This is a genomic window from Sarcina ventriculi (assembly GCF_900456775.1).
Classification (GTDB): Bacteria; Bacillota; Clostridia; order Clostridiales; family Clostridiaceae; genus Sarcina; species Sarcina ventriculi.
This window is the reverse complement of record NZ_UAUL01000007.1, coordinates 372,481-385,041: the sequence shown is the minus strand read 5'-3', so window position 1 is coordinate 385,041 and position 12,561 is coordinate 372,481. Positions and strand designations below refer to the sequence as shown.

The window sequence follows — 12,561 nt, the reverse complement described above, 5'->3', positions numbered from 1 at the left end:
CAGTGCTTTCTTAAAATTCTCAGATATTTAAGCAGATATGAATTTTCAGATATTTTAATTTTGTTTAAGTAACGCTGCTTTATAACTTTTAAGTAATTAAAAAAATTTGTAAATTTAAATGTTTTTAGTTTCTTTAAATAATGTTTTAATTTAAGCATGTATATTCATCCCTTGTATTTATATTTATTAATAAAATAACGTACTATACATATTTTATCATTATTTAGATAAATATAGAATGTTCAATATCACAATAAATCACGCTAAATAGCAAGTAATTTTTAGAAATAAAGATTTTTTATTGGTTTATAGGACATTTTATGTAAAAATATAATAAAAGTAAGGATATTATAAAAATTAATTATAATATTAAAAAGTTATATATTGCTAATTTATATGTTTGTATTTTAAAATAGTTGTAAGATAATAAAATTTAATAAATATTTTTAAATAAGGAGGGTGTATTTTATGAAGATAGCTTTAATCGCTCATGATAAGAAAAAAGATGAATTAGTGGAATTTTCAAAGAAATATAAAAACGTTTTATCAAATATGGAGTTAGTTGCAACAGGAACAACTGGAACAAGAATTATAGAAGCTACAGGTTTAGATATTTTTAGGTATAAAAGTGGCCCATTAGGTGGAGATCAGCAAATAGGCGCTTTAATACCAGTACATCAAATTGACATGATTATATTCTTTAGGGACCCTCTTACAGCACAACCGCATGAACCTGATATAAGTGCACTTTTAAGGCTTTGTGATGTGTATAAAATACCATTGGCTACTAATGAGGCAACAGCAGTAATGCTTATGAAGGGGATAGAATTTCAAGAGGAAAAATAGATAAATATAGTTTATATTGATTGTATAGAGGGGCTTGTTTAGTTTTTATTATGAGTTAAATAAAGAATAAATATCCACTATTTATTTGTGGATATTTATTTTAAATTATGTTAAAACTTTCTCTTTTTTTGAATACGATAGAATTATAACAGTAGATATAATGCATATAGTACCTATCCATTGTAGTGGAGCAAAGGAAACATTTAGCCAGATGATAGATAAAAATGCAGCGGATAAAGGTTCTAAAGATCCAAGTATACTAGCTTCTGTTGGTTGGATATATTTAAGACTTTCTAAGTAACAATAAAATGCTATTAATGTACCAAATATAATTACAAATGCAATTGCAATTATAGAATCTAATGATATTTCACCAGAGAAATTCAATGGATTATGAATAAAGCTAAAAGAAATTCCTCCTAAAAGCATACCTAAACCAACTACGGTGGTTGAATCATATTTCTTTAAAAGAGAAATAGGTTGAAGTGTATAAAGTGCAGAAGCAAAAGCTGATGCAATTCCCCAAAAAAGTGCTAATTTAGAAATAGACAAATTATTCATATCTCCTTTTGTTATTATGAAAAATGTGCCTATCATTGCAAGAATTATAGCTAATAATTGTTGAAAATGAGGAAATTTTTTAGATTTTATAGCTAAATAACAAGTAATTATTACAGGCGATAAATATTGAAGTATTGTAGCTGTTGCTGCATTTCCATAATTAATAGAAGCAAAATAGGTATATTGAACGCCCAGCATACCTAATATACTAAAAATTATAAGGCTAAATACATCTTTTTTATTTGTCCATATTTTAATAATATTTTTATTACCTTTTATGAAGGAGTATAGCGTTAAAATAATACCAGAAGCAAGCATACGTGCAACAACAAGCCATTCGGCAGTAAATCCCTTTTTTTGAAAAAGATATTGTGCGACAGTCCCAGAAATTCCCCAAAGTGTAGCACCTATTATAACAAGAAACATTCCTTTTAATCGTGTCTTATTATTCATAATTTTTCTCCTATCTGCTTTTATAATTATAAATATATTGATATGTTGAATTAAATCTGTAATAATTTTATTATTATTTTCAATGAGCAACAATTAATATATTGATAAAAAATAAAACTATATTAGCGAGATGATTAAATGCAAGTGTTAAAAATAAATGTGGATAGTAATATGAGAGAAACAACAAAACATGGTTCTTATGATTTACCAATAGCAGTATATACAGATAACTTTAATTTATTTGAAGATGGTCATATAAGATGGCATTGGCATAAGGAAGTACAATTTTCTTATTGTATTTCTGATAAAATACGTTTTTTTATTGAAGGAAAAGAAATAGTTTTAGAAGCTGGTGAAGGGATTTTTGTGAATTCTAATGTATTACATAAAATTACACCTTGTAGTAACAATTGTATGATGTTTTCAATAGTTTTTGATAAAGTATTAATAGGTGGGACACCTAAATCTGTTATCGAAAGAAAATATGTAGAGCCATTAGTACAGAGTAATAACTTAAAATTTATTTTATTAAAGAATCAAATAAAATGGCAACATAATTTATTATCTAATTTAAAAGAAATATTTAACTTATCTAACACAAAGCCATATGGATATGAATTAGAAATGAGAAATTATTTAAATTTTATTTGGTTAGTTTTAGTAAGAGAATTAAAGGATAATATTAAATATAATGAAGTTATGAATTCTTATGATGAAAAAAGAGTAAGAAAGGCAATGGAATATATACACAAACATTATGCCGAAAATATTAGTTTAGAAAATATAGCTGATGAAATATATATTAGTAAAAGTGAATGTTGTAGAAGTTTTAAAAGAATTTTAAACATGACTCCATTTGAATATTTAATGGAATATAGGATTTTAAAAGCAAGCGAAGAACTTGCTAAAAATGATGAAAGCATATCTAATATAGCTATTAGTAATGGATTTAATGGTTCAAGCTATTTTGGAAAGGTATTTAAAAAATATATAGGAAGTACACCATCGGAGTATAGAAAATCTTTAACAAGACAAAGGAGTGATTAAATTTGTCAAATTCCTTAACAACTGAGAGGGCATTAGCTAATTCTTTAAAAGATTTAATGGTTACTCGTTCAATAAACAAAATTACTGTGAAAGAGGTTACTGATAAATGTGGGATAACAAGGAGAACTTTTTATAATCATTTTAATGACATATATGAACTTTTAGGTTGGCTTTATGAACATGAGATTATTGAAGATATAGAGCAACACTGCAATTTGAAAGAGTGGAAAATTGCAGCTAGCATGATTTTAAATTATACAATAGAGAATAAAGAAATATGTTTAAATACATTTAACTCTTTAGGAAGAGATTTTTTAGAAAAATTTATATATAATACTTTTTTTAATGCGTTAAAATTAGTTATAGAGGATATTACTAGTGATATATGTATAGATGAGAATGTAAAATATGAGAATACTAGATTTTATACTTTAGCTATTGTAGGTGAATTTGTTTTATGGCTTAGAAATGGTCTTAAAGAAGAGGTAGAATCAATTTTGAGTAGGATAGAGAGAATGATGAATAATACGCTTTATTATAATTTAATAATGGGCAATAGAAAAGCGTAAAGTGATAATAAAATTTCACAATTTTATAGATGAGTGAAATTTTTAAACATATTCTTATTTTTGTTTATACCATTATTTTCTTAAAAGAAGTATTCTATAATCAAGAAATGAATTTTAAGGAAAATGAGAGGTGTTTATTATGGGAAATTATCAAAAAATTAATCCAATTGCACCAAAAAATATTGATGCAAGACAAGCATATTTAATAGGTGGGGGTATTGCTTCTTTATCAGCAGCAGCATTTTTAATAAGAGATGCACACATGCCAGGGAAAAACATACATATTTTAGAGGAATCTAAGATATATGGCGGTTCTATGGACGGTGCAGGAACACCAAGTGAAGGGTATACAGCAAGAGGCGGAAGAGAGATAGAAGAACATTTTGAATGTTTTATGGAGTTGTTTAGTTTTATTCCATCATTAAAAGATAAAAATAGAAGTGTGTTAGATGAATTTAGAGAATTAAATCTTGAAGAACCAATAGAATCACATTGTAGACTTGTTCATAATAAAGGTGAGAAAGCAGATTTTTCAAGCTTAGGTTTATCAAAGGAAAATGCAATGGAACTTGGTAAACTTCATATGTTAACAGAGGAAGCTTTAGGTGCTACAACAATTGGAGAATATTTTTCAGAATCATTCTTTAAGACAAACTTTTGGTACTTCTGGGCAACTATGTTTGCTTTTGAACCATGGCATAGCGTTGTAGAAGTTAAGCGTTATATGGAAAGATTCATGCACTTAATAGGTGGAATGAATAAACTTAAAGGAATTCTTCATACTGAATATAATCAATATGATTCTTTAATTTTACCATTAATCACATGGCTTAAAGAGCATGATGTATGTTTTGATAAAGGGTATAAGGTTTTAGATATAGATTTTGATTTTTCAAATAATGAAAAGGTAGCTACTAAAATTCATTATGTAAGGGACGGAGTAGAAGATGCTATTTCTGTGAAAGCTGATGATTTAGTTTTATTTACAAATGGTTCAATGACTCAAAACACTACAAGAGGCGACTTAAATAATCCAGCTATACTTAATCGTTCAGACGAAAAAGGATGTTTTAGTGTATGGGAAAAAATAGCTAAAAAATCATCAGATTTTGGTAATCCAGAAAAGTTTTGCACAGATATTGATAAGACAAAATGGTTATCTTTTACAGTAACTTTAAAAGATGATGATATTGTATTCCCATATTTGCTTGAGCTTACAGGGGACAAGCCAGGAATGGGTGGTCTTGTAACAATAAAAGATTCAAGTTGGTTTATGAGTTGGGTTGTACCAAAAGACCCTCATTTTATAAATCAACCAGAGAATGTTAAAGTTTTATGGGCATATGCTTTAAATCTTGACGTTGAAGGAGATTATATTAAAAAGACAATGTCTGATTGTACAGGGCGTGAAATGTTTGAAGAACTTTTATATCATATGGGATTAGAAGATAAAATTCCTGAAATTTTAAGCCATACAGTTAATGTAATTCCAAGCATGATGCCATATATAACTTCTCAATTTATGCCTCGTGTAAAAGGAGATAGACCAGAGGTAATTCCAGCAGGTAGTAAGAACTTTGGTTTCTTAGGACAATATGCAGAGGTGGCAAATGATTGTGTGTTTACTGTTGAATATTCAGTTAGAAGTGCAATGATGGCAGTATATGGTCTTATGGATCTTGGAAAAGTGGTAGATCCAGTTTATCCAAGTCAATATGATATTAGAGTTTTAGCAAATGCTGCAAAAACTTGTCTTGGACTTGATAATATATCATTAAAAGACATTCCATTAGGAGAACTTTTAAAGCATACAGAGCTTTTAAAACTTCTATAAGCAAAAATAGTTAAGTATTTATTTAAAATCCTACCAAGAGAATTTTTTGGTAGGATTTTTTTGTATTTTTAAAGGTTTATAAGGTTAAAAGAAGTTTTTAGAATAATAATAAAATAAAAACATTTGCATGTATAATATATATTATTGAATTAATAAATAAAATATATGAATTGAGGTTTTTCTATGAATTTACATGGATTAAGATTGTTTTATACAGTGGCGAAGCTTGGGAGCGTTACTTTAGCGGCAGAAAAGTTAATGATTAGTCAACCTGCAATTACAGTTCAGCTTAAGAAATTTGAAAAGGAGAATAATATAAAATTATTTGCTGCTAAGGATAGAGGAATATGTTTAACAGATATAGGGGAGGAGTTGTTTAAAGAAGCTGCGGCTATTTTTAAAGTAGAAAATAGACTAGAAACATTAATTGAAAATTATAAGCAGGGCAAAACTGGTACATTAAAAATAGTTGGAAATTATACTTTAGGGAATTTTTTATTACCTTTTTGGGTAACAGCATTTAAAAAAGCAAATGAAGATGTGAATATTGAAATAAGTTTAATGAATAGTGATTATGCCATAGAAAAGATTGTATCATATGAGTATGATATTGGAATTTTGGGAGGAGATATAGTAAATTATGAAGATAAAGTTGATTCTATGACAATAGCAGAGGATGAGTTATGGTTTGTAGTCTCGCCAGAGCACAAATATGCTAATAAAAGTGTAACGCTAAACGCTAGCTCAAATTGTTAATGAACCTTTTATAATAAAGAAAAAGGGTAGTTATGCTAGAAATATTTTAAAATCTCTTTGTTATACATATGGGGTTAAATCGCCTAAAATAGCTATGGAATTTGGAGAATTACATGAAACTTTATTAGTTCTTCAGCAAGGTTATGGGGTTACTTTTTGTCAATCAATGGCTGTAAGGGAATTTATAGAGCTTAAAAAATTAGCAAGAGTTTATGTGGAATGTAAAATACCTAAAAATAAAATATATATTTGTGTACGTAAAAATGAAGAAAAATCTTATTTGGTGGATAAATTTATTAAAAGTATTAACATATAAATTAATTGTTTAACTAATGGACTATATATTGGTATAATATTATTGGAAATATAGTGAATTTTGGAAGTAGGTAGGGTAAGTATGTCTAGTATAACAAAAATAGCATTAGCAGATTCATTAAAAAAACTATTACATGTTAAAACCTTAGATAAAATAACTGTGAAAGATATAGTTGAAGATTGTGGAGTTAATAGACAAACTTTTTATTATCATTTTCATGATATCTATGATTTACTTGGTTGGTTTTTTATTAAAGAAGCTGAAAAAATAGTAGGAAATAAAAAAACATATACAACATGGCATCAAGGATTTCTTGAGGCTTTTAAGTATGTAAATAATGATAAAAAGTTAATTATAAATGCATATAATTCAATTGGTCGTGAGTATTTAGAAAACTATCTTTATAGCATTGTATATGGGCTTCTTAAGGATATAGTTGAAGAAAAAGCACAAGGAATGAATGTGTCTGAGGAAGATAAAAAATTTGTTGCTGATTTTTATAAGTACGCTTTTGTGGGATTATCTTTAGAGTGGATTCGTATGGGGATGAAGGATGAGCCTGAATATATAATTGAAAAATTAAGCAAATTAATAAAAGGAGATATAGAAGCTGGTCTTAAAAAGTTAGAGAAAATAAATTAAAGTAATATATAAATTTGAGTGAATGTTAGATTGCTTATGTAGAATTGTGGCAAAGGTTTAAACTAATGAGGAGATAGATGAATAAAGAAGATTTTTTTACTAATAAAAAAATAATTATTATTTTTGCAATGATATGTTGTTTTCTTTGGGGAAGTGCATATCCTGCTATAAAAATAGGATATGAAGTTTTTAATATAGCGGAAAATGATCTTTCTTCAAAAATTGTGTTTGCAGGATATAGATTTGTTTTAGCAGGAATAATAGTTTTAGTTTTAGCGATAATTTTAAAGAAAAAGGTATTTAAATTAAATAAAAAACAAATAATTCAACTAATAGTTTTAGGGATTACTCAAACAACACTTCAATACACTTTTTTCTATATAGGGTTATCATATACTAGTGGTGTTAACGCAGCTATTTTAAATGGAACTGGGACATTTTTTAGTATAATAATAGCTCACTTTTTGTATAAGAATGATAGAATCAGTCTAAATAAGATTTTAGGTTGTATAATAGGTTTTGCAGGCGTTGTTTTAGTTAATTTCAACGGTAGTTTTAGTTCTGGTTTTAGTTTAAAGGGAGATGTACTTATAGTATTATCAACGCTTGTAACTTCAGCTGCTGTTATATATGGAAAAACATTATCTCAAAAACAAGATACATTTATAATAACTGGATATCAGCTTCTTATAGGAGGAATTGTACTTGTTATCTTAGGAGTAAGTTTTGGGGGATATTTATTAAACTTTAACATAGAGTCAATAAGTCTTTTAATATATATGGCGGTTTTGTCAGCAGTAGCATTTTCGTTATGGACATTGCTTCTTAAATATAATAAAGTAGGTAAAATAGCAGTATTTTATTTTTTAATACCTGTCTTTGGAACAATACTATCATCAATATTCTTAGATGAAAATATATTTAATATAAAAACTTTTATAGCACTTATTTTAGTTTGTATAGGAATTTTTTTAGTAAATAAGCAGAAAAAAGTTTTAAATTAATAAGTGCCAAAAGAAAAAAAGCATACTTTTAAAGTGTGCTTTTTTTGTATTTAAAGTAAGCATTAAATAAAAATTTTCCACATATTCTCTATTATTTAAAACATATTTATAATAAGCAGTACAAAAATGAAAGAAACATCTGATATTATAACTTGTTTTTGTTTATAATAAGTGAATTTGTTATTTATTATAGGAGAGGAGGAGAAGTGGAAAGGTTAGTAAATGGAATTTTAAAGTATAAAAAGAGTATATTAGTATTTTTTATATTAGCAACGGTAATATCTCTTTTTACATCATCTATGGTAAATATAAATTATAATATAATGGATTATTTACCAGAGGAAGCACCTTCGACTAAAGCTTTGGATGTTATGAATGAGGAGTATGATAAAGGTGCTGCAAATGTTCGTGTAGTTTTGAAAGATGTTTCTATAGTTGATGCTCTTAAATACAAAGAAAAGATAAAGAAAGTTGATGGAGTAGATGATATTCAATGGCTTGATGATGTTGTTAATATAAAGGAACCTTTAGAACTTCAAAATCAAGATACTATAGAATCTTGGTATAAGAATAATGAGGCGTTATTTAGTATTACTGTTAATGAAGATAATGAAGAATCGGCTATTGATGAGATAGGAGAGATAATTGGAGAAAACGGAATGATTTCTGGAAGTGCTGTAAATATAGTATTTGCACAAGAAACAACAGAAAAAGAACTTATAAAGATGATGGTAATTTTAATTCCTATTATTTTAATAATTTTATTTTTGACTACTTCATCTTGGTTTGAGCCTGTGTTATTTTTATCTACAATTGGTATAGCTATTATAATAAATTCAGGAACAAATTTAATTTTAGGTGAGATTTCTTTTGTTACAAAGGCAGCGGGAAGTATATTACAATTAGCAGTTTCTATGGATTATTCAATATTCCTTCTTCATAGATTTTCAGAGTTTAGGAATGAGGGATTAGCTGTAAAGGAAGCAATGAAAGAAGCAATATTAAAATCGGTATCGTCGATTTTGTCTAGTGGGCTAACTACAGTAGTGGGATTTGCAGCTTTAATTGTTATGAAATTTAAGATAGGGCCTGATATGGGTTTTGTAATGCTTAAGGCTATATGTCTTAGTTTAATAAGTGTTTTAGTGCTATTACCTGTATTAGCTTTATATTGTTACAAATTGATAGATAAAACTCAGCATAAAAGTTTTATGCCTAAGTTTAATAAATTTGCAAAGGTATCTTATAAGTTTAGACACATATCAATAATTTTATTTTTGCTACTTTTAATTCCATGTTTTTTAGCACAACAAAATAATAGTTTTAGTTATGGGGCATCTGAAATTTATTCAGACGAAAGTACAAAAATAGGACATGATACAGCTGCTATTAATAAAGAGTTTGGCAAAACTAATCCTTTGGTACTAATGGTTCCTAAAGGTGATTTAGTTAGTGAAAGAGCTTTATGTGATGAGTTAGAAAATATAGATAAGATAACTTCAATTACATCTTATGCTGAAACTGTGGGGATAACAATACCAACTGAGTATGTTCCAGACGATACATTGTCTCAATTAATTTCAGATAATTATAGTAGATTTATAATTGTAGCAAATGTAAAGGTTGAGGGAGATGAAACATTTGCTTTAATAGATGAAATACGAAATTTAGCTTATAAATATTATAATGATAGTTATTATTTTCTTGGAGAAAGCGTAAATACTCTTGATTTAAAAGAAACCATTGAAGATGATAATAAAAAGGTAAATGCTATTTCTATAATTGCAATTATGATTATACTTTTATTAACATTTAAATCCTTATCATTACCTATAATTTTAGTGCTTGTTATAGAATTTTCTATTTGGTCTAATTTAACTTTTAATTACTTTATAGGAAATGATGTATTTTATATAGCTTATTTAATAATTAGTTCTATTCAGCTTGGAGCTACCATAGATTACGCTATTTTGTTTACAAATAGATATATAGAAAATAGGGAAACTATGAACAAAAAAGAGGCTACACAAGCAACAATTTCAACAACAACGGTATCTATTTTAACATCAGCATCAATTCTTGCAACAGCAGGAATAATTTTAGGAGAAATATCAACAAATTCAATAATAGCACAGCTTGGAATTTTAATTGGTAGGGGCGCAATTTTATCTTTAATATTAGTACTTTTTGTTTTACCAGCACTTTTAATGTTGCTTGATAAGTTGATAGCAAAAACTACTAAGAAAAATAAGGGGGAAATTTTAATAAATGAATAAAACTATAAAAAAAATTATACCAATATCTATGGCTATGTTATTTGTCGCACCTATGACAACAGCTTATGCTGACGTTAATGCAAACAATAAAGAAGAAAATGTGTATATAAATTTAAAGGATGATGGTTCTGTTGAGGGGATTTATGTAGTAAATGAGTTTGATGCAGGAAATCAAACTACAATAACTGATTATGGTAAGTATTCATCAGTTTTAAATTTAAGTACAAATGAAGAAATAAAAGTGAATGGGGATATGATTACTTTTAATACAGATGATAATGGAATGTTTTATTATCAAGGGAATATGGAAAGTACAAAAATACCATGGAATATAGATATTTCTTACTATTTAGATGATAAAGAGGTACAAGCAAGTAGTCTAGCTGGAAAAAGTGGAAAGTTAAAAATAGCAATATCTATAAAAGACAATGAAGATATGGAGGATACTTTCTTTGATAATTATTTATTGCAAATGACTGCAACTTTTAATAGTGAGAAGTGCAAAGACATAGTTTCAGAACAAGCGACTATTGCAAATGTTGGAGATACAAAACAGTTAACTTATACGATTTTAGCAGGGGGTAATTCAGAGTTTACCATAGAGGCAGATGTAACTGATTTTGAAATGGATCCTATAACAATTAATGCAGTTCCTATGAATATATCAATTGATGACATAGATGTTTCAGACCTTAAAGATAGCCTTATAAAGCTTAGAGATGGTGTAGCTAAAATAGATGATGGCTCTAGTGATTTATATAGTGGTAGCAAAGATTTATCGAGTGGAACAAAAAGTCTTTTAGATGGAACAAATTCATTATCTAGTGGTGCTGAAAAACTTCAAAATGGCTCTAAGACATTGAAAGAGGCTATGGACACGTTAAACAGCAATTCTTTTAGCTTAACAAATGGCTCAAAAGAAGTTTTAAATGCATTAAATACTATAAATAGTGCTTTAGATAGTTTGAATGAAGCAAGTAATCAAGTTCAGCAATTAGTTGAAGGTAGTAATAAGTTTGCAAGTGGTATGGAGGAGTTGGCTCAAGGAAATACAAAAATATATAATGAAGTGAATCCGATATTAGAAGTAGTTAGAGAAAAATTAGCTCAAATAAAAGATACGAATTTTAAAGAAGAATTTGATTCAATAACAAACAAGGAAGATTATCTAAATGCATATAATGATGCTAAAGCAAAACTTGCAGAAAATCCAGATGATGAAGCACTTAAAATGTATATAGCTTTATTTGACCATATAATTGAAATTGCTAATAAATATGATAAGAATGTAACAAGTGCAGGTAGCCAAGCTCATGAAAAGATTGAAGAAGAATACGAAAAAATATGTGCATTAGATGATGGTATTGATGCACAACATAAAGCAATTCAAGAATTAAATAACGCTTATAAAAATGAGTTAAACCCAGCTATTGAAAAGCTTCCAAGTCTTTTAAGTAAACTAACAGAATTAAAAACAGCGTTAAACACACTTGTAAATAGTTATGCAACATTAGATAGTGGGATTAATTCTTATACAGGTGCATATGAACAAATAGTTAAAGGCTATCAAACTCTTTATAGTGGAATTGGAGATTTAGAAAAGGGTGTTGAAAGTTTGAATACGGGAACAAAAACATTGTATGATGGAACTATAAGTTTAGAAGATGGAGCAGAAGAACTAAATGATGGAACATCTGAGATGAGAGATAAGACTAAAAATATAGATACAGAGGTTGATGATAAAATAAATAATATGTTAGATGAATTTAAAAATACAGACTATAAACCAGAATCATTTGCATCATCAGAAAATGGAGAAATAAATGCTGTGCAATTTGTAATGAAAACTAAGGGGATTGAAATAAATAATGAGGTTCAAGAAGAGGTTAAGGAAGAACATTTAAATTTCTTTCAAAAAATTATAAGGCTATTTTTCAAAAAGTAGTTATGATGAGATGATTTTGTGCATTTGTTTTTATTAAAATAGATAAACAAGATTTTATAAATTAATGTTTATAATTATTTTGAGGATAATAAAGTATTAAAGAAACCAGATGTAAATATTAGATTATTTATATCTGTTTTTTTATAAAATTGCCCTAATTATACATAGGGATTTTGATGAATAATAAATAAAGATTAGTGTAAAAGTAAGTTATAAAAATAATTTATTAAACACAAGAAAAAGTGTTGACAAACTATTAATTAATAGTTATTATTAATTACAAGAAGTAAATGATAAAAATTATCATTTGAA

11 protein-coding genes are annotated in these 12,561 nt (G+C 27.3%); 10 read left to right on the top strand and 1 reads right to left on the bottom strand.

Annotated elements, in window-relative coordinates; translation table 11 throughout:
* The first annotated feature begins 468 nt into the window (after window positions 1-468).
* Window positions 469-846, top strand: a complete 378-nt coding sequence (mgsA, locus tag DR020_RS05995) for a methylglyoxal synthase (RefSeq protein ID WP_055258976.1) — start codon at window positions 469-471, stop codon at window positions 844-846.
* 105 nt (window positions 847-951) lie between these two features.
* On the opposite strand, the gene DR020_RS05990 is transcribed toward mgsA, so the two are convergent.
* Window positions 952-1,860, bottom strand: coding sequence for a DMT family transporter (locus DR020_RS05990; RefSeq protein WP_055258973.1), 909 nt, complete (start codon window positions 1,858-1,860; stop codon window positions 952-954).
* 138 nt (window positions 1,861-1,998) lie between these two features.
* On the opposite strand from DR020_RS05990, the gene DR020_RS05985 reads away from it, so the two are divergent.
* The 9 genes from DR020_RS05985 (at window position 1,999) to DR020_RS05950 (ending at window position 12,249) form a co-directional block, all read left to right on the top strand.
* On the top strand, window positions 1,999-2,907 hold the full coding sequence (locus tag DR020_RS05985) for an AraC family transcriptional regulator (RefSeq protein ID WP_112365503.1): 909 nt from the start codon (window positions 1,999-2,001) through the stop codon (window positions 2,905-2,907).
* Between the two features lie 2 nt (window positions 2,908-2,909).
* Window positions 2,910-3,476 (top strand): TetR/AcrR family transcriptional regulator C-terminal domain-containing protein, encoded by a 567-nt coding sequence (locus tag DR020_RS05980; RefSeq protein ID WP_055258970.1) that lies wholly within the window; start codon window positions 2,910-2,912, stop codon window positions 3,474-3,476.
* A 139-nt stretch (window positions 3,477-3,615) separates the two neighbouring features.
* Entirely contained in the window at window positions 3,616-5,310 is a 1,695-nt protein-coding gene (locus tag DR020_RS05975; protein WP_055258968.1) for an oleate hydratase, read from the top strand.
* 183 nt (window positions 5,311-5,493) lie between these two features.
* Window positions 5,494-6,066, top strand: a complete 573-nt coding sequence (locus DR020_RS12615; RefSeq protein ID WP_265327739.1) for a LysR family transcriptional regulator — start codon at window positions 5,494-5,496, stop codon at window positions 6,064-6,066.
* Window positions 6,059-6,382: a LysR family transcriptional regulator substrate-binding protein gene (locus DR020_RS12610; protein WP_321523635.1), complete on the top strand. Its 324-nt coding sequence runs from the start codon at window positions 6,059-6,061 to the stop codon at window positions 6,380-6,382. Before DR020_RS12615 ends, DR020_RS12610 begins: the two co-directional genes overlap by 8 nt.
* 81 nt (window positions 6,383-6,463) lie before the next feature.
* The gene (locus DR020_RS05965) at window positions 6,464-7,024 is read left to right on the top strand and encodes a TetR/AcrR family transcriptional regulator (protein ID WP_055258965.1); all 561 of its coding nucleotides are present in this window, start codon (window positions 6,464-6,466) and stop codon (window positions 7,022-7,024) included.
* 77 nt (window positions 7,025-7,101) lie between these two features.
* The gene (locus DR020_RS05960; RefSeq protein ID WP_055258963.1) at window positions 7,102-8,028 is read left to right on the top strand and encodes a DMT family transporter; all 927 of its coding nucleotides are present in this window, start codon (window positions 7,102-7,104) and stop codon (window positions 8,026-8,028) included.
* 206 nt (window positions 8,029-8,234) lie between these two features.
* Window positions 8,235-10,304: an efflux RND transporter permease subunit gene (locus tag DR020_RS05955; RefSeq protein WP_112365502.1), complete on the top strand. Its 2,070-nt coding sequence runs from the start codon at window positions 8,235-8,237 to the stop codon at window positions 10,302-10,304.
* A complete protein-coding gene (locus DR020_RS05950) occupies window positions 10,297-12,249 on the top strand; it encodes a methyl-accepting chemotaxis protein (protein ID WP_112365501.1) in 1,953 nt (650 codons plus the stop codon). Before DR020_RS05955 ends, DR020_RS05950 begins: the two co-directional genes overlap by 8 nt.
* The last annotated feature ends 312 nt before the right edge of the window (window positions 12,250-12,561 follow it).

Coding starts and splice junctions, on each gene's coding strand:
- DR020_RS12615 (WP_265327739.1), top strand. CDS start 5,494: ATGAATTTACATGGATTAAGATTGTTTTATACAGTGGCGAAGCTTGGG.
- DR020_RS05990 (WP_055258973.1), bottom strand. CDS start 1,860: ATGAATAATAAGACACGATTAAAAGGAATGTTTCTTGTTATAATAGGT.
- DR020_RS05975 (WP_055258968.1), top strand. CDS start 3,616: ATGGGAAATTATCAAAAAATTAATCCAATTGCACCAAAAAATATTGAT.
- mgsA (WP_055258976.1), top strand. CDS start 469: ATGAAGATAGCTTTAATCGCTCATGATAAGAAAAAAGATGAATTAGTG.
- DR020_RS05965 (WP_055258965.1), top strand. CDS start 6,464: ATGTCTAGTATAACAAAAATAGCATTAGCAGATTCATTAAAAAAACTA.
- DR020_RS05960 (WP_055258963.1), top strand. CDS start 7,102: ATGAATAAAGAAGATTTTTTTACTAATAAAAAAATAATTATTATTTTT.
- DR020_RS05950 (WP_112365501.1), top strand. CDS start 10,297: ATGAATAAAACTATAAAAAAAATTATACCAATATCTATGGCTATGTTA.
- DR020_RS05985 (WP_112365503.1), top strand. CDS start 1,999: ATGCAAGTGTTAAAAATAAATGTGGATAGTAATATGAGAGAAACAACA.